At 42.6% G+C, this 17,063-nt stretch carries 27 protein-coding genes; all 27 read left to right on the forward strand.

The annotated features are described in order from the left end of the window. Nucleotides 1–43: 43 nt before the first annotated feature. The 27 genes from BMW86_RS14540 to secY all read left to right on the forward strand — a co-directional run bounded on the left by BMW86_RS14540 (nucleotide 44) and on the right by secY (nucleotide 16,914). Entirely contained in the window at nucleotides 44–1,216 is a 1,173-nt protein-coding gene (locus tag BMW86_RS14540; RefSeq protein WP_089782464.1) for a glycosyltransferase family 87 protein, read from the forward strand. A gap of 105 nt (nucleotides 1,217–1,321) precedes the next feature. Further along, on the forward strand, nucleotides 1,322–2,092 hold the full coding sequence (locus BMW86_RS14545) for a glycosyltransferase (RefSeq protein WP_089782465.1): 771 nt from the start codon (nucleotides 1,322–1,324) through the stop codon (nucleotides 2,090–2,092). 1 nt (nucleotide 2,093) lies between these two features. Further along, nucleotides 2,094–2,882: a polysaccharide deacetylase family protein gene (locus tag BMW86_RS14550; protein WP_089782466.1), complete on the forward strand. Its 789-nt coding sequence runs from the start codon at nucleotides 2,094–2,096 to the stop codon at nucleotides 2,880–2,882. Nucleotides 2,883–3,025: 143 nt separating this feature from the next. Continuing rightward, the gene (locus tag BMW86_RS14555; protein WP_255372924.1) at nucleotides 3,026–3,628 is read left to right on the forward strand and encodes a porin family protein; all 603 of its coding nucleotides are present in this window, start codon (nucleotides 3,026–3,028) and stop codon (nucleotides 3,626–3,628) included. Nucleotides 3,629–4,348: 720 nt separating this feature from the next. Next, nucleotides 4,349–4,480, forward strand: coding sequence for a hypothetical protein (locus BMW86_RS33185; protein WP_255372925.1), 132 nt, complete (start codon nucleotides 4,349–4,351; stop codon nucleotides 4,478–4,480). A gap of 403 nt (nucleotides 4,481–4,883) precedes the next feature. Then, the gene (gene rpsJ / locus BMW86_RS14560) at nucleotides 4,884–5,189 is read left to right on the forward strand and encodes a 30S ribosomal protein S10 (RefSeq protein ID WP_012789286.1); all 306 of its coding nucleotides are present in this window, start codon (nucleotides 4,884–4,886) and stop codon (nucleotides 5,187–5,189) included. Nucleotides 5,190–5,407: 218 nt separating this feature from the next. Then, a complete protein-coding gene (rplC, locus tag BMW86_RS14565) occupies nucleotides 5,408–6,025 on the forward strand; it encodes a 50S ribosomal protein L3 (RefSeq protein WP_089782467.1) in 618 nt (205 codons plus the stop codon). 1 nt (nucleotide 6,026) lies between these two features. Then, nucleotides 6,027–6,665 carry a 50S ribosomal protein L4 gene (rplD, locus tag BMW86_RS14570; protein WP_089782468.1) on the forward strand — a complete coding sequence of 213 codons (639 nt, stop codon included), beginning with the start codon at nucleotides 6,027–6,029 and terminating at the stop codon, nucleotides 6,663–6,665. Nucleotides 6,666–6,716: 51 nt separating this feature from the next. After that, nucleotides 6,717–7,016, forward strand: a complete 300-nt coding sequence (gene rplW, locus BMW86_RS14575; RefSeq protein ID WP_089782469.1) for a 50S ribosomal protein L23 — start codon at nucleotides 6,717–6,719, stop codon at nucleotides 7,014–7,016. An 86-nt stretch (nucleotides 7,017–7,102) separates the two neighbouring features. Next, a complete protein-coding gene (gene rplB / locus BMW86_RS14580) occupies nucleotides 7,103–7,936 on the forward strand; it encodes a 50S ribosomal protein L2 (protein WP_089782470.1) in 834 nt (277 codons plus the stop codon). Nucleotides 7,937–8,022: 86 nt separating this feature from the next. Continuing rightward, nucleotides 8,023–8,289: a 30S ribosomal protein S19 gene (rpsS, locus tag BMW86_RS14585; protein ID WP_089782471.1), complete on the forward strand. Its 267-nt coding sequence runs from the start codon at nucleotides 8,023–8,025 to the stop codon at nucleotides 8,287–8,289. Nucleotides 8,290–8,381: 92 nt separating this feature from the next. After that, nucleotides 8,382–8,738, forward strand: a complete 357-nt coding sequence (rplV, locus tag BMW86_RS14590) for a 50S ribosomal protein L22 (RefSeq protein WP_089782472.1) — start codon at nucleotides 8,382–8,384, stop codon at nucleotides 8,736–8,738. Between the two features lie 45 nt (nucleotides 8,739–8,783). Then, the gene (rpsC, locus tag BMW86_RS14595) at nucleotides 8,784–9,602 is read left to right on the forward strand and encodes a 30S ribosomal protein S3 (protein WP_089782473.1); all 819 of its coding nucleotides are present in this window, start codon (nucleotides 8,784–8,786) and stop codon (nucleotides 9,600–9,602) included. A gap of 41 nt (nucleotides 9,603–9,643) precedes the next feature. Beyond that, nucleotides 9,644–10,063 carry a 50S ribosomal protein L16 gene (gene rplP / locus BMW86_RS14600; protein WP_089782474.1) on the forward strand — a complete coding sequence of 140 codons (420 nt, stop codon included), beginning with the start codon at nucleotides 9,644–9,646 and terminating at the stop codon, nucleotides 10,061–10,063. A 69-nt stretch (nucleotides 10,064–10,132) separates the two neighbouring features. After that, complete coding sequence (rpmC, locus tag BMW86_RS14605; RefSeq protein WP_089782475.1) at nucleotides 10,133–10,333, forward strand: 50S ribosomal protein L29; 201 nt, start codon at nucleotides 10,133–10,135, stop codon at nucleotides 10,331–10,333. A gap of 81 nt (nucleotides 10,334–10,414) precedes the next feature. Further along, complete coding sequence (gene rpsQ, locus BMW86_RS14610; RefSeq protein WP_177189269.1) at nucleotides 10,415–10,672, forward strand: 30S ribosomal protein S17; 258 nt, start codon at nucleotides 10,415–10,417, stop codon at nucleotides 10,670–10,672. Between the two features lie 73 nt (nucleotides 10,673–10,745). Continuing rightward, a complete protein-coding gene (rplN, locus tag BMW86_RS14615) occupies nucleotides 10,746–11,114 on the forward strand; it encodes a 50S ribosomal protein L14 (RefSeq protein ID WP_089782476.1) in 369 nt (122 codons plus the stop codon). 171 nt (nucleotides 11,115–11,285) lie between these two features. Continuing rightward, nucleotides 11,286–11,624 (forward strand): 50S ribosomal protein L24, encoded by a 339-nt coding sequence (rplX, locus tag BMW86_RS14620; RefSeq protein ID WP_089782477.1) that lies wholly within the window; start codon nucleotides 11,286–11,288, stop codon nucleotides 11,622–11,624. Continuing rightward, on the forward strand, nucleotides 11,624–12,205 hold the full coding sequence (rplE, locus tag BMW86_RS14625; RefSeq protein ID WP_089782478.1) for a 50S ribosomal protein L5: 582 nt from the start codon (nucleotides 11,624–11,626) through the stop codon (nucleotides 12,203–12,205). The genes rplX and rplE overlap by 1 nt, the downstream gene beginning before the upstream one ends. A 77-nt stretch (nucleotides 12,206–12,282) precedes the next feature. Then, nucleotides 12,283–12,552: a 30S ribosomal protein S14 gene (gene rpsN, locus BMW86_RS14630; RefSeq protein WP_089783686.1), complete on the forward strand. Its 270-nt coding sequence runs from the start codon at nucleotides 12,283–12,285 to the stop codon at nucleotides 12,550–12,552. A gap of 109 nt (nucleotides 12,553–12,661) precedes the next feature. Next, a complete protein-coding gene (rpsH, locus tag BMW86_RS14635; RefSeq protein WP_089782479.1) occupies nucleotides 12,662–13,060 on the forward strand; it encodes a 30S ribosomal protein S8 in 399 nt (132 codons plus the stop codon). Between the two features lie 117 nt (nucleotides 13,061–13,177). Further along, nucleotides 13,178–13,735 carry a 50S ribosomal protein L6 gene (gene rplF / locus BMW86_RS14640; RefSeq protein ID WP_089782480.1) on the forward strand — a complete coding sequence of 186 codons (558 nt, stop codon included), beginning with the start codon at nucleotides 13,178–13,180 and terminating at the stop codon, nucleotides 13,733–13,735. A gap of 85 nt (nucleotides 13,736–13,820) precedes the next feature. After that, nucleotides 13,821–14,174 carry a 50S ribosomal protein L18 gene (gene rplR, locus BMW86_RS14645; protein ID WP_089783687.1) on the forward strand — a complete coding sequence of 118 codons (354 nt, stop codon included), beginning with the start codon at nucleotides 13,821–13,823 and terminating at the stop codon, nucleotides 14,172–14,174. A 37-nt stretch (nucleotides 14,175–14,211) separates the two neighbouring features. Further along, a complete protein-coding gene (gene rpsE / locus BMW86_RS14650) occupies nucleotides 14,212–14,730 on the forward strand; it encodes a 30S ribosomal protein S5 (protein WP_089782481.1) in 519 nt (172 codons plus the stop codon). Nucleotides 14,731–14,760: 30 nt separating this feature from the next. Beyond that, on the forward strand, nucleotides 14,761–14,946 hold the full coding sequence (gene rpmD, locus BMW86_RS14655; RefSeq protein ID WP_089782482.1) for a 50S ribosomal protein L30: 186 nt from the start codon (nucleotides 14,761–14,763) through the stop codon (nucleotides 14,944–14,946). A 107-nt stretch (nucleotides 14,947–15,053) separates the two neighbouring features. Further along, the gene (gene rplO / locus BMW86_RS14660; protein WP_089782483.1) at nucleotides 15,054–15,500 is read left to right on the forward strand and encodes a 50S ribosomal protein L15; all 447 of its coding nucleotides are present in this window, start codon (nucleotides 15,054–15,056) and stop codon (nucleotides 15,498–15,500) included. 73 nt (nucleotides 15,501–15,573) lie between these two features. Further along, nucleotides 15,574–16,914 (forward strand): preprotein translocase subunit SecY, encoded by a 1,341-nt coding sequence (gene secY / locus BMW86_RS14665; RefSeq protein WP_089782484.1) that lies wholly within the window; start codon nucleotides 15,574–15,576, stop codon nucleotides 16,912–16,914. The last annotated feature ends 149 nt before the right edge of the window (nucleotides 16,915–17,063 follow it).

Consider the following 17,063-nt stretch of genomic DNA (forward strand, 5'->3'; position numbering starts at 1 on the left):
ACTGTTAATTGGCATTTGATAAATAACTGATACCTATATCTGTATGGATTTTATAAGATCTTCTACCAGAAGACAGGCATTATTCGCAAAGATGATGCATCCGCTTACTATTGGGATCATATATATGCTCGCAACGATCATATTATATGTGCAGGCAATTATGATGGGACGGTATAATAATTTTGTCATCTTCCGGGCTTCTTTTTACCATCTTATTCATGGGATGCCGTTATATCAATTGTATCCTGCTGAATATTATGACTATTTCCTATATCATCCTTCTTTTCCGGTGCTTTTTGCCCCTTTTGCAATATGGCCAAAGGAAATAGGATTACTATGCTGGTTGCTGGCAAGTACAGCCCTCTTCCTGTACACATTACGTAAGTTGCCACTGGACGTAAAGGTTAAGTCTTCCATAAGCTGGTTCCTCCTTATAGAGCTAAGTAACGCCATACAGTCAGAACAGACTAACCCGGCTGTTGCAGCATTCATGGTCCTTACTGTGATCCATTTGCAAAGAGGGCAGTCTTTCCGTGCAGCACTTTTTGCCAGTCTGTGTTTCTTTATAAAAGGTTATGGCGCTATTGCAGCGCTGGCTTTCCTCTTTTATCCCCGTAAAGGAGCTTTTATCGGATGGGGTTTATGTTGTGGTATCATAGGCACAGCCTTACCTCTGTTGTTTATCACTCCTGCACAATTGTTACAGCATTATAGTGATTGGGTGCAGTTATTAACAAGTACTACTATAAAAGAAGATGGGTCTTTACTGGGCATGTTACACGTAATGTTGGGTTTAGCGCCGGCATTAATCGCCGGTTTTGATAAGGTCATGCTGGGCCTTGCGGTCATTGGCTTATTGTATGCCCTGCTTTGCGGTTATTTAAAACCAACCCCTGTATATCCCTGGCTGCTCACGGCTTACCTGCTTATATGGGTGGTTATATTTAATCAGAGTACAGAAGCGCCAACCTATATAATAGCCGCAACAGGTGTGGGTATAGGCTGCTATATGATGCCATTGCAAAAAAGGTGGCAGGATATATTGCTCTGGTCGGCTTTCATCATTGTATCACTGTCTCCCACTGATCTGATTCCCCGTTGTATTAATCAATATGCCATTGCCTGGCACATAAAAGCGTTGCCTTGTGCGGTTGTCCTTCTTTTTTTACAGGCAGCTATAGGGGGGCTGAGAATATCTTCCGTTTTTAAAAAGTAAAGTATTGTAGCATAGATACATATATATATAAGTAGAGAATTAAGATTTATTAATTAACTGACCGTTCCAACGGAGCAGAACGGGGGTGGTATGTAAAAATACGTTATGTCTGAACAGCTGTTTATTAAACATGTAACTGTTGGTACAAAACCTATGTACAAACAGGTAATGACTCCAGGATTTGATCTCATTTTACCATGTTTTAATCCACCTGAAGGCTGGGTAAAAACTTTGGAACATCATTTTACCGAATTAGTGAACATCATGGAAAATGTTCCGGTACAATTGATTGTGGTCAATGATGGATCGGCCAGGAATTTTGGCCCTGCAGAAATTACAGCTCTGCGGAAGGCAATCCCGGATATCATTATTGTAGATAATCTGGTGAACCGGGGGAAAGGGTATGCAGTAAGGGAAGGTATCAGGAGAGCCTGGTATGATTTTCAGATCTATACAGACCTGGATTTCCCTTTTGGGACAGCAGCATTGAAACAGGTATACATGCAGTTGATAGAAGGTGCAGATATTGTTGCAGGAGAAAGAGGCAGACAATACCTGGAGGTATTACCTGTGAAAAGGAAAGTTGTCACGCTTATCAGCCGGGTATTGAACAGGCATGTTTTAGGTTTAAAAGTAGGAGATGCACAGGCTGGTCTTAAAGGGATTAACTATTACGGCCGGCAGGTATTGTTAGCTACACAAATAGACGGGTTTCTGTATGACAGTGAATTTATTCATAAAGCATCTAAATTATCAGAATTAAATATTGCATCTGTTGATATTACATGCCGGCCTGAAATTAATTTCTCCTCTTTTGGTATAAGATTATTATGCCGCGAATTACTGAATTACATCTCTATATTAAAATCAAGATAAAATGAATATCACCAGGAAATTATTGATCAGTGTGGATGTAGAGGAGTTTGATATTCCGGAAGAATATGGGGTACGGGTTAGTCCCGAAGATAAATTGAATATTTCGCGTAAGGGATTGCTGATAATGCTGGACCTGTTTGACAAATACAATGTAAGGGCCACCTTTTTTGTAACAGCTTACTGGGCGCAGCATCATCCGGAGTTAGTCCGCCAACTGGCCGTCCGGCATGAAGTCGCATCCCATGCGCATTTCCATAGTGATTTCGAACCGGCTCATCTGGAAAGCTCCAGGACTGTGCTGCAAAAAATAACCGGGAAGCAGGTGTATGGCTTTCGTATGCCCCGCCTGCAAAAGGTGGATTATACGGCCTTAAAGGCAGCAGGGTATGTTTATGACGCGTCTGTTAATCCAACCTGGCTGCCGGGAAGATATAATAACTGGGATAAAGCCAGGACGATGTTTACTGAAGAAGACTGCTATATCATTCCAACATCTGTTTCACCCCTGATTCGTTATCCCATCTTCTGGTTAAGTGTGAAAAACATGCCGGATTTTGTAACAAGATATTTCAGCAATATCATTTTAAATAAAGACCAGGTGCTTTCCTGTTATTTTCATCCCTGGGAGCTGTGTGATCTCGAAAAGTACGGTCTGCCTGCTTATATCTCCCGTATTAGCGGTCTTAAAATGAAAGCAAGGCTTGAAAGCTTTCTACAATTCTTACAACGTAAAGGGGAGTTTTGCCCTCATATTGAATGGCTGAATGATCAGTTACATGAGAACTATTAACCCATTATGGCTTCTTTTTGGAAATGAATATCTTATAATAAACATGTAACCCCCTGATACCTACCTTTTTATTCAAACATTTCCAGCACTTATGTGTAATGTTATTCTGACGGCAAGTATTAACTCAAACAAAAGTTCAGAACATGAAAAGAATTCCAAAACTAACCATGGCCCTAATGGCATTGTTTGTTAGCAGCGCAGCAGTTGCGCAAACGCAGAAAGGTAATTTAATGGTGGGATCAGATATTACCGACTTTGGTTTCACCTTCCAGAAAGCAAGTACCCGATTTAATTTCAATTTGAATCCCAAGCTGGCTTACTTTATTAAAGATGATCTGGCAGTGGGTGCGTATGTTAATTTCGGACTGTCAACCAGCAATGGTGCCGGTTCTGACGTGAGTTATGGGGTAGGAGCATTAGCCCGTTACTATATCCATGATAAGAATGTGGAGAAACTGGAGTTCTCCAAACGTGCCCGTTTCTTTCTGGAAGCAAATGCCGGTTTTGGTGGACAGAATCCAGCCAGCGGTGCTTCTACTAACGGTGTGCAGTTGGGTGTGGGCCCCGGTCTATCTTATTTCATAACACCTAACGTAGCGTTGGATGCGTTGTTGAAATATGATCTGATAGTAGGTGGAGGGAACTCTACTACTTCCCAGAACCTGAGTTTTGGCTTAGGTTTCCAGATCTTCCTGCCAACATCAAAGGCAAAACAGATCATGCGTGAGGAAAAGATGATGAAATAGGAAACTGACTACAGTAAATGTATCGGGCAGAATGGCTTTTTAGCTGTTCTGCCCGTTTTGTGAATAGACATAAACATGTTGAACACTTTGAACACCTTGAACGAACGTATTGATAATGAATGTAATGAACACACTTAATACGCCCCATACGTTTTAACTTTATCTCAGAAAGCAGGCTTACCCTCAAGTGCCTGCTACTCCTGGGATCGCCGAAAACCAGTAACAGAGTAGGCATCATCTCAATCTACTAAGACATGTTATCAACTATCCTTGCTGCACTGATGAAATTTGTGACAACTGTTCTGGGTGGACTCTAAGCACCACAATGTTCACATTGGAAGGTTCTGGTATTACACCGGAGCCTTTTTCCAACCTTCTAAGTCATTGAAAATGAATAAAATGAACGATTGCGATATTTAATATTGCTGTTAATTTTATTCCTGTAAGATGATGATCATCACCATTGGGATTGCCGAAAACCAAGAAAAGAGTAGGCATACACGTATGAATAACTGTTAATATGGCCTTGTTAAACCAATTACTTGCAACAATCATGTCATTGTTGCAAGGACTGCTGGGTGGTTTGTAACCTCAGCTCTCTTAATCCGTGAGGAAATGTTAAGCCACAATGCGACATTTCCAAATTTTTAAAGAAATCCCCTTGTTTCGGCAGGGGGATTTTTTTGTTCATTCCTGATCGCCAAATAAACAGGCTATTTTATGCCACTGAACAAAATGGCAAAACTGGTTGATAATGAACGAAATGAACAGCTTTTATTTGGGCGCTTGCAATTAATTTACAGGCATGTTTCCGGTTATGGGGAACAATTGGAATTGCCGAAAACCAAGTAACAGAGTAGGCATTAACCTCATGAAAAGCCTTTCCAGACAACTATGGATTTATTTAATCAGGTATTGGCTTAGTTTCTGACTTGCAGGATTCTTTGTCGGGCGGGTTACCCGGCCGGGCATCTTCAGGAATGAAACTATTGCTTATTGCATTCCCAGACAGGACAGGCCACCGGTTTCCGGGGGCCTGTTTTTTTTGGACTGACGCAATAAGTAGGGTAAAGATTCGTTAGGGATTGACTATCAATAGATCTATAAGAGGTAATTTTACAGGTTATGGGAATGATATCCTCACTCATTGTGGAGATCTCATTATTTTTTCCACAATTTATTTGTGAAATAAAAAAAACGGGTTACCTTTGCCCTCCCAAATTGTAAATGGGAAAAAAGAAGAAGTTCATTGCATATGTCTCAGAGAATTAGAATCAAGCTGAAGTCCTACGATCATAATCTGGTAGATAAATCTGCTGAGAAGATCGTTAAAACCGTGAGGAACACGGGCGCCGTGGTAACAGGTCCAATACCTTTACCAACTGAAAAGAAAATTTTTACGGTGTTACGTTCACCACACGTGAACAAGAAAGCACGTGAGCAGTTCCAGTTATGTACGCACAAGCGTTTGCTGGACATCTACACTTCTTCTTCAAGGACTGTAGACGCGTTGAGCAAGCTGGATTTACCTTCCGGTGTGGAAGTTGAAATTAAGGCGTAGTACATCTGCAGGTGGGCGAAAGGCCTGCCTTGTTTGATATAATATGACTTGTTATTTCCTGGTTATAAGGTTTCGGCCGGATAGCCAATAGGGGAAATAACACCCACAACAAACACATACAGGTCACACCTTCTGGGTGGCCGCCCAATAAAGCATTTAAACCGCCCATCCTGAGGATAGCTGGAAATCCCTCAGGCGCTGGGTAAAATATATATAAAATGAAAGGTATTATTGGTAAAAAGATCGGCATGACCAGTATCTTCGAGCCTAATGGAAAGCAAACTGCTTGTACCATTATCGAAGCTGGTCCTAACGTTGTAACTCAGGTTAAAGATGTAACCACAGATGGGTACAACGCTATTCAGGTAGCATTTGGTGAAAAGAAACCCAAAAACACTACCAAGGCAGAAACAAATCACTTCGCGAAAGCAAGCACCTCCCCCAAAAGATTTGTAAAAGAGTTCCGTAACCCGGACGTACAAAAAGCCCTCGGTGAAACCATCACCACAGATATATTTACAGAAGGCGAAACAATCGAAGTAGTAGGTACCTCTAAAGGTAAAGGTTTCCAGGGTGTTGTAAAACGTCATGGATTCTCCGGTGTTGGTGAAGCTACACACGGTCAGCACGATAGAAGCAGAGCTCCCGGTTCTGTTGGTGGTTCATCTTATCCTTCCCGCGTTTTCAAGGGTATGCGTATGGCAGGCCAGACTGGTAACGAACAAGTGAAAGTGAAAGGTCTGAAAATACTGAAGATATTCCCTGAAAAGAATTATATCCTGGTAAGTGGTTCCGTTCCCGGCCACAATGGTTCAATCGTTTTAATCCAGAAGTAACATGCAAGTAGATATTCTAAATATAGAAGGTAAGAAAACCGGAAGATCTATTGAGCTTCCCGAAGAAATTTTCGGTGTAGAGCCCAATAATCATGTGATTTACCTGGCTGTTAAGCAATACCTCGCCGCTCAGCGTCAGGGTACCCACAAGGTAAAGACAAGAGCTGAAGTGAAAGGTGCTTCCCGTAAATTACACAAACAGAAAGGTACTGGTGGTGCACGTAAAGGTAATATCCGTAACCCTTTGTACAAGGGTGGTGGTACTATCTTCGGACCAAAACCACACAGATACGACATTAAGCTGAACAGAAAAGTAAAAGATCTTGCTAAGATCTCTGCTCTCTCTATCAAGGCTAAGGAAAACAATATCATTATTCTTGAAGACGTAAACTTCGATACCCCTAAAACTAAACAGTTTGCAGGTATCCTGAACAGTCTGAAAGTAAATGTAAATGGCCGTAAAACTTTAGTTATTCTGCCAGAATACAATGATAATGTATACCTGTCTCTGAGGAATCTGCCTTCTGTTGACAGCGTAATGCTCAGCGATATCAATACTTATGATATCATGAACAGCAATACCCTGGTATTCACAGAAAGCGCTGCTAAAATCTTCACAGAAGAACCGGTAGAAGCTTAATCAAATTACAAACACAGGTTGCAGCCCATGCCGCAACTCAAAGCATAAAAGATGAAACTTTCAGACGTTTTAATCAAACCGGTGGTAAGTGAAAAGGTGAACAAAGCCACTGATAAATTCAACCGCTACTACTTCATCGTAGATAAGAAATCCAATAAACTGGAGATCAAGAAAGCAGTGGAAGAATTTTACGGTGTTGCCGTAGCAGATGTGAACACTGCCGTAATGCCAGGTAAAAGCAAATTCCGCTTTACCAAAGCAGGTTTCATAGCGGGTAAAAAACCTGCTTACAAAAAAGCAGTGGTAACACTGGCTCCAGGAGAAACTATAGATCTGTATGCTAACATATAGTGCTCATTCCTGCTAACCGCAGGATGATGGATGTATATACAGATCACTTTTTATAAACAGAAACTAGTTAAACAAGACACTAGATCATGGCACTGAAGAAATACAAACCGATGACAGCCGGTACCCGTTGGAAAATAGGCAACGCGTACGCAGAGCTTACCTCGGATACCCCTGAAAAAAGTCTGCTGGAGCCTATCTCCAAAAGTGGTGGTAGGAACGCACAGGGTAGAAGGTCTATGAGATACATAGGTGGTGGTCACAAACAACACTACCGTATCATCGACTTCAAACGCGACAAACACTCTATTCCTGCTACTGTTAAGAGCATCGAATACGATCCAAACCGTAGCGCATTCATCGCTCTGCTGAACTATGCAGATGGTGAAAAACGTTACATCCTCGCTCCGCAGGGACTGCAGGTAGGCGCTACTGTATTAAGTGGTCCTGATGCACCTCCGGAAGTAGGTAACTGCCTGGTATTAAGAAATATGCCTTTAGGTACAGTTGTACATAATATCGAACTGCAGCCTGGTAAAGGTGGTGCAATCGCTCGTAGCGCCGGTACTTATGCACAGATGTCCAACAAGGAAGAAAAATATGCCACACTGAAAATGCCTTCCGGTGAACTGCGTAAAGTGTTAATCACTTGCTCTGCAACCGTAGGTACTGTTTCTAACTCTGATCACGCATTACAGTCTATTGGTAAAGCAGGTGCTAACCGTTGGAGAGGTATCCGCCCACGTACCCGTGGTGTTGCGATGAACCCTGTAGATCATCCGATGGGTGGTGGTGAAGGTAAATCTTCCGGCGGTCACCCAAGATCTAGGTCAGGTAAATATGCGAAAGGTCTGAAAACCAGGAAATCGCAGAAGAGCTCTGATAAACTGATCATCAGCAGGAAAAACGGCAAGAAATTATAAAACTTAACGCTTTACTAGTTCCGCCTTACGCAGAGACGCTTTATGCGGAACTTGTATCGCGGAACCTGGAATAAAAACAACAAGACATGGGTCGTTCCATTAAAAAAGGTCCTTACGTTGACCAGAAATTAGAGCAGAAAGTAGAAAAAATGAATGAAGGTGCGAAGCGTACAGTTATAAAAACCTGGAGCCGCCGTTCTACAATCACGCCTGATTTCGTAGGCCATACTTTTGCGGTACACAATGGTAACAAGTTCATCCCGGTATACGTTACTGAGTTTATGGTTGGCCATAAACTGGGAGAATTTGCACCTACCCGCAACTTTAAAGGACACGCTAACAAGAAAATGTAGTAATTCGTTTGGAGTTTAAAAGTTAGAGGGTTTGACGTAGTTCAACCTCGAACCCCCAAACTTCGAACCTCAAACATCAAATAATAAAGACAATGGAAGCAGTAGCTAAGCTTAGAAATAATCCTACATCGCCTCGCAAAATGCGCTTGCTGGCAGACCTGATCCGTGGTCTCGATGTAGAAAAGGCTTTGAATATTTTGAAGTTCCATGCAAAGCACTCAAGCGTACCACTGGAAAAACTGCTGGTATCTGCAATCGCTAACTGGAAACTGAAAAACGAAGGAACCAGGGTAGAAGATGCTAACCTGACAGTTAAAACCGTCTTCGTTGATGGTGGCCGTACTCTCAAAAGAATGCGTCCAGCTCCACAGGGTAGAGGTTACCGTATCCGCAAGAGAAGTAACCACGTAACAATTGTTGTGGACAGCAAAGTGGTGGCAGCAAAATAAAAGGAACTAAAAACTATTAATCTAATAGACAAATAAACCAGGAACATGGGTCAGAAAACAAATCCTATTGGTAACAGGTTAGGTATCATCAAAGGATGGGACTCTAATTGGTATGGCAGCAAAAAGGATTATCCTGTCAAACTGATCGAAGATAACAAGATCAGAACTTACCTGAGCGCCCGTATCAACAAAGGCGGTATCTCTCGTGTAGTAATTGAAAGAACATTAGGAAAGCTGATCATCACCATCCATACATCTAAACCTGGTATCATCATAGGTAAAGGCGGTGGAGAGGTTGATCGTATCAAGGAAGAGCTGAAGAAGCTGACTAGCAAAGAAGATGTTCAGATAAACATTCTTGAAATTCGTCGTCCGGAAATAGATGCTAACATCGTTGCTGAAACAATCGCTAAGCAAATCGAAAGCCGTATCAACTACAAACGTGCTATAAAGATGGCAATCGCCACAGCTTTAAGAATGGGTGCAGAAGGTATCAAGGTTAAAGTTGGTGGTCGTTTGGGTGGTGCTGAAATCGCTCGTTCAGAAGAAATGAAGCAAGGTCGTGTACCTTTGCACACTTTCCGTATGGACATCGACTACGCTTCCCTCTTTGCCTTAACCGTTTACGGTAAAATAGGTATCAAAGTATGGATCTGTAAAGGTGAAGTACTGGGCGAACGTGATCTGAACCCTAACGCAGTTGCCGGTAAAGATGGCGAAGGTCGTACAGGCGGTGGAAACCGTGGTGGCGAAAGAGGTGGTGAACATCGTGGCGGTGGAGAAAGAAGAGATAACAACCGTGGTGGCGGAGAGAGAAGAGGTGGTGGAAATAGCGGTGGTGGTGACCGTGGTGGCCGTAGATAGTCTTACTTAACAATTAACATTAACAATTAACTAATACCGAGATGTTACAGCCAAAGAGAACGAAACACAGGAAGATGCACAAAGGCCGCATCAAAGGTAATGCGAAGCGTGGTGCTGCGCTGTCCTTTGGTACTTTCGGCCTCAAAGCAATGGAACCTAAGTGGATCACTGACCGGCAGATTGAAGCTGCCAGGGTGGCTCTGACCAGGCATATGAAGCGTGAAGGTAACGTGTGGATACGTATTTTCCCTGATAAGTCTATTACCGCCAAACCACTTGAAGTGAGGATGGGTAAAGGTAAAGGTGCTCCGGATCATTGGGCTGCCGTAGTAAAACCAGGCCGTATCTTATTCGAAGCGGATGGTGTGTCTATGCAGGTAGCTAAAGAAGCAATGGAACTGGCTGCACAAAAGCTGCCTATTAAAGTGAAATTTGTAGTACGTCGCGATTACGTTGCATAATCCGGTAACGCAGGAATGCAAAACGGAAGTGATAAACTATAAACGATAAACCAGAAATTAAATATTACAATGGTAAAAGAAAAGCTGGATCTGAAAGGCCTGAGCGAACAGGACCTGAGAGCGAAAATCTCTGAGGAAGAGTTACGCCTGAAGAAAGTTACGTTCAGTCATGCAATTACGCCCATTGAGAATCCAATGAGCATCCGCTCACTCAGGCGTCAGATAGCACAGCTGAAAACTGAGCTGCGCAAAAGAGAACTGGGCTTTTAAATAAGCCTGAATACTATAAATATTCATTAATCCAATTCCGAAACATACCGGAAGAGGCTTGAAGAGTAAACACTTTCAACAATGATCGAAAGAAAATTACGAAAAATCAGAACTGGTGTTGTATCCAGCAACAAAATGGATAAAACCATCACCGTTAACGTTGAGCGTAAGGTGAAACACCCTATGTATGGTAAGTTCGTTAAGAAAACTACCAAATTCATGGCGCACGACGATAAAAACGAGTGCAGTATCGGCGATACCGTTAAAATAATGGAAGTTCGCCCTCTGAGCAAAAACAAATGCTGGAGACTGGTTGAGGTTTTAGAAAAAGTAAAATAATCTATTTGTTTCAAGCTACACTCGGCATCCCCGGGTATAGCCGCTGATTAAACAACTAACAAATTCTTTAGGAATGATACAACAAGAATCAAGGCTGAATGTAGCTGATAACAGCGGTGCCAAAGAGGTGCTGTGTATTAGGGTATTAGGCAACTCCGGCCAGGACTATGCAAAAGTGGGCGATAGGATCGTAGTAACAGTGAAAGATGCAATCCCAGGCGGTGGCGTTAAGAAAGGTATGGTTACCAAAGCTGTTATCGTAAGAACTAAAAACAAGCTGCGCCGTAAAGACGGATCCTATATCCGCTTCGATGATAACGCCGTTGTATTGCTGAACAACTCTGACGAGCCACGCGGTACCCGTATCTTCGGACCAGTTGCCCGTGAGCTGCGCGATAAGGGATACATGAAGATTATCTCTCTGGCTCCCGAGGTGCTGTAATCAAAGACACTACAGAAAGGCAAAAAGTAAAAAGTAAAGGGCTCGAAACGGCAGAATATTTTACTTTTTAATTTTTGCTTTTTTCTTTTTATCTTTGCAGCCCGTTTCAAAAACGACAATATTAATCAAGCGAAACCAGTGTTTCGCTTGGCGTTTATAAATAAACAAATAATGAAAACGAGATTCAAGCCTAAGTTCAACATTAAGAAAGGCGACACGGTAGTGGTGATTGCCGGTGATGACAAGGACAGAACCAAGCCCCGTCAGGTGCTTGAAGTAATTCCTGACAAGGCACGCATACTGGTTGAAGGTGTTAACATCATCACCAAGCATACCAAACCAACCGCTCAGAATACCAAAGGTGGTATTGTTAAGCAGGAAGCTCCTATCGCTATCTCTAACGTAATGTTATGGGATGCTAAAGCAGGTAAGGCTACTAGGGTTAACAGACAGCGTGATAACGGTAAATTAGTTCGTATAGCTAAAAAATCAGGGGAGGTAATTAAATAATGGCAAACACTAAATATACACCCAGACTACAAACAAAATACCACGACGAAGTGGTTGGAACTCTGCACAAGAAGTTCAACTATAAATCTGTTATGCAGGTTCCTCGCCTGGTGAAGATCTGTCTGAACCAGGGTATCAATGGTGCTGTAGGTGATAAGAAACTGGTAGATATCGCTGTAGACGAAATGACCCGCGTATCTGGTCAGAAAGCTATCGCTACAATGTCTAAGAAAGATATCTCTAACTTCAAGTTGAGAAAAAACATGCCTATCGGCGCACGCGTTACCTTACGCAGCACCAATATGTATGACTTCCTGGATCGCCTGATCGCAGTTTCCCTGCCTCGTGTACGTGACTTCAAAGGTGTAAATGAGAAAGCTTTCGATGGCCGCGGTAACTATACCCTGGGTATCACCGAGCAGATCATTTTCCCTGAAATCGATATCGATAAAGTAACTAAGATTTCCGGTATGGATATCACCTTCGTTACTACGGCTAAAACCAACGAAGAAGCTTACGAGCTCCTGAAAGAACTGGGTATGCCGTTCAAGAACATGAAGAAAGATACTCAGGAAAACTAATCATACTGATATCAAATTCCAAACCTTTACAGGATTTGGAATTTGAACTTTTTATAAACTGGAATTTTAAACTCATTATGGCAAAAGAATCCGTAAAAGCTCGCCAAAGAAAGAGAGAAGCTATGGTTGCTAAGTTCGCAGAAAAACGTGCTACCCTCAAAGCTGAAGGTAACTACGCAGCTCTGGACTTACTTCCTAAAAATGCATCTCCCGTTCGCCTGCACAACAGGTGTCAGCTGACCGGCCGTCCAAAAGGTTACATGCGTCACTTCGGTATGTGTCGTAACATTTTCCGCGACCTGGCACTGGCTGGTAAAATACCCGGCGTTAGAAAAGCTAGCTGGTAAGCCGATCGCTCCCGGAATATCTCCGGCCGCATCGCAAATTTTGAATTGATTTTCCCATCTATTACTGATTGGATATCGCATTGTAAACAGTTTTTAAATTTTAAGAACAATGGTTACTGATCCAATAGCAGACTTCCTGACAAGAATCCGGAACGCGCAAATGGCCAACCACAGGATTGTAGAAATTCCTGCCTCCAAACTGAAGAAACGTATCACAGAAATTCTGTACGACAAAGGTTACATCCTGAAGTACAAATTCGAAGAAGATACTAAACAGGGGCTTATCAAAATAGCTCTGAAGTATGACCCGCAAACTAAAATACCTGCGATCACTGATCTGCAGCGTATCAGCCGTCCGGGCTTACGTCAATACTCCAAACCTGCCGACTTCAAACGTATCAAGAATGGTCTGGGTGTTGCAATCATCTCTACTTCTAAAGGCGTAATGACCGATAAAGAAGCGAAAACACAGAACGTAGGTGGCGAAGTAGTTTGCTTCATCTATTAATATATACGGATGAGTCTCTCATCCGACCAGCAAAATGGAACTCTGACAATTAAGCCTTCTATACGGAGCTGAACACGGAGAACCTGCTATTACAACATAACAGTAAAAACTGAAATTATGTCTCGTATAGGTAAAAGTCCTATCAAATTGGTAAGTGGTGTTACAGTTTCTGTAGCGCCGGTTTCTAATGAACTGACTGTAAAAGGCCCTAAAGGTGAACTGAAAAGAATCATCGACAGGGATATCAAAATAGAAGTAAAAGACGATGTACTTACTGTAGTTCGTCCTACTGATCAGATCCGTCACCGCGCATTGCACGGTTTATACCGCGCTCTGGTTGCCAACATGGTAACAGGTGTTACAGATGGTTTCAAAAAACAACTCGAACTGGTGGGTGTTGGTTACAAAGCCACAAACGCTGGTCAGCTGTTAGACCTTTCCTTAGGTTACTCTCATAATATCATTATAGAGATCCCTAAAGAACTGAAAGTAGCTACCCTCACTGAAAAGGGTTCTAACCCTAAAATCATGCTGGAAGGTATCGACAACCAACTGTTAGGTCAGGTTGCCGCTAAAATCCGTAGCCTGCGTAAACCAGAACCATACAAAGGTAAGGGTGTACGTTACAGTGATGAAGTGGTACGTAAGAAAGCAGGTAAGTCTGCAGGTAAATAATTTTAATTAGCTAACTGGTAGTAATATCAGTTAGCTAATTCAACACCGTTCCGGCAGTATCGGAATGATAAAAATAAACAGAGAAATGAGCACACAAATTAACAGGAGACAGAAGATCCGCTATCGCATCCGCAAGAAAATCGGCGGTAGTGCACAAAAGCCAAGATTATCTGTATTTCGCAGCAATAGCGATATTTACGTGCAATTGATAGATGATACCAATGGCGTAACACTGGCTTCCGCATCTTCACGTGAAAAAGATATCGTAGCGCAGAAAGTTCCAAAAATAGAGAAATCTAAATTGGTAGGTGCTGCATTAGCAACTAAAGCAAAAGCGCTGGGTATCACTACATGTACTTTTGACCGCGGTGGTTATCTGTACCATGGACGTGTAAAGAGTGTAGCAGATGGAGCCAGAGAAGGTGGTCTTCAATTCTAAATCGAAATTGATTAAATCGTAATTCGCAAATAATAAAATGGCAAAGAATACATTTAATAAAGTAAAAGCCGGTGACCTGGAGCTGAAAGAGAAGGTAGTGGCTATCAACCGTGTTACTAAAACAACCAAAGGTGGACGTACTTTCAGTTTTTCTGCCCTGGTAGTTGTTGGTAACGAACACGGTGTAGTAGGTCACGGTCTTGGTAAAGCTAAGGAAGTGCAGGAAGCTATCACTAAAGGTATCGATGATGCTAAGAAAAATCTCATCAAAGTACCTGTAATGCATGGCACTATTCCTCACGACCAGTTAGCTAAAGAAGGTGCTGCTAAAGTACTGATAAAACCAGCTGCTCATGGTACCGGTGTAATCGCCGGAGGTTCAATGCGTGCTGTACTGGAAAGTGCAGGTATCACTGACGTATTGGCTAAATCTCTTGGTTCTGCTAACCCGCACAACGTGGTTAAAGCTACTTTCAAAGCTTTAGGCCTGCTGCGCGAACCTTTACAGGTAGCAAGAACAAGAAGTGTGTCTCTGAAGAAAGTATTTAACGGTTAATAACGCGCGCTAAGCGAAATTTATATAACAATGGCAAAGATCAAAATCACTCAGGTAAAAAGTGGTATAGACCGTTCAGAACGTCAGAAGCTTACGCTGAAAGCGCTGGGCCTGAAAAAAATGAACGCCACTGTAGAAGTGGAAGCTACTCCCCAGATTCTGGGTATGGTACGCAAAGTAGATCATCTGGTAAAAGTTGACGGAGCCAAGGCGTAATATCTTTTATTACCCGGGAAATAATCATACTTTTATACCGAAGATTTAAGAAGAACATTTATATTTAAGCGAGCGGGTAATTTCCGCGTAAGTAAAAAGAATTAATTATGAATCTGCATACGTTACAGCCTGCACAAGGTTCCGTACATAAAGAAAAACGCCTCGGTCGTGGTGAAGCATCCGGTAAGGGTGGTACTGCTACAAAAGGTAATAAAGGTGGACAATCACGCGCTGGTTACAGCAGCAAAAGAGGTCACGAAGGTGGACAGATGCCAATTCAGCGTCGTATGCCTAAACGTGGTTTCAAAAGCCTGAACCGTGTTGAATACCAGGTATTTAACATCGGTGAGCTTGATCACTTAGTGGAGAAATTCAGCCTGACTGACTTCTCTGTGGAAAATCTTTACATGAACGGTCTTATCAATAAGACTGCTAAAGTAAAAATCTTAGGCCACGGAGAACTGAAAGCCAAAGTAACCGCGAAAGTAAATGCCATCAGCGAAAAAGCTAAGCAATTAATCGAATCTGCGGGTGGAACTGTAGAGTTGGTATAAGATTTCACGACTGAGGAGACGCCTACGAAGTAGTGCGTCTTTTCATATTTTAGATATTAAATATTCTCTTCCTGTGAAGAAATTTATCGAAACGATTAAGAATATCTGGAGCATCGAGGATTTGCGTAGCAGAATCCTCACTACTTTGCTCCTTGTCCTAATTTATCGTGTAGGATCCTATATCGTGTTACCCGGTATCGATGCCAACCTATTGCACCAGTTCTCTGAAAAATCTAACCAGGGTATTCTCGGACTGTTCAACATGTTTGCCGGTGGTTCGTTTTCCAGAGCTTCTATCTTCGCGCTGGGAATCATGCCTTTCATTTCTGCGTCTATCGCAATACAGCTGCTGACTATAGCAGTACCGTATTTCCAGAAACTGCAGAAAGAAGGTGAGAGCGGCCGGAAAAAAATCAACCAGTTTACCCGTATACTCACCGTAGTGGTTACAGGTTTCCAGGCCAGCGCTTACGTAGCGTTCCTGAAAAACCAGTCCAGCGGTGCTATCATAGCTGAATACGGTACCTTCTTCTTCTGGTTAACTACCACCATCGTCCTTACAGCAGGTACCCTGTTCGTAATGTGGCTGGGTGAAAAAATCACAGATAAAGGTATTGGTAACGGTACATCTATCATCATCATGGTCGGAATCCTGGCTCGTCTCCCGCAGGCGCTTATTCAGGAGTTCACTTCCAGAACTACAGAAGCCGGTGGCGGTCTGTTGGTGTTCCTGATAGAACTGGCTGTTTTCATATTCATCACTATAGGACTGATCCTGCTGGTTCAGGGTACTCGTAAGATACCTGTGAACTATGCAAAACGTATAGTAGGAAACAAACAATTTGGTGGCGTTCGCCAGTTCATCCCTTTAAAGGTGAATGCAGCGGGTGTTATGCCTATCATCTTTGCCCAGGCAATTATGTTTATTCCTGCAACTGCAATCGGATTCGCAACCTCCGACAGTGCTTCAGGTTTCATTCGCATCTTCAGTGATCATACAAACGGTTGGTATAATGTAATCTACGCGGTACTCGTGATCGTGTTCACTTACTTCTATACTGCGTTGATCTTTAACCCAACTCAGATGGCGGATGAAATGAAACGTAACAACGGTTTCGTACCAGGTGTTAAACCAGGTAAGGCAACTGCTGATTACATAGGTGCTGTAATGGACCGCATCACTTTACCGGGAGCATTCTTCCTGGCAATGGTAGGTATCCTGCCTGGTGTGGCTGCTGCTGTACATATCAATAGCAACTTTGCTTCTTTCTTCGGTGGTACCTCCCTCCTGATCATGGTAGGTGTTATCCTCGATACATTGCAGCAAATTGAAAGCCAGCTCCTCATGCGTCACTACGATGGCCTGATGAGTACCGGCAGAATCAAGGGCAGAACAGCCCCTGCTAACGTCTAGTTGATTTCGGCTACATTAAAATAAAGCCACAGAAGCATAAAGCCAACAGCAGGGAATAGCCTTTCTGCAGGATTTATGCTTTAGTGGCTTAACTTTTTAATATATCCGCGGCAGATTACTCCGCATTTGAACTTTTCCAACCCGTTTTT

Origin of the sequence: Chitinophaga sp. YR573 (assembly GCF_900110995.1) — a bacterium.
In the GTDB taxonomy this organism is placed as follows: Bacteria; Bacteroidota; Bacteroidia; order Chitinophagales; family Chitinophagaceae; genus Chitinophaga.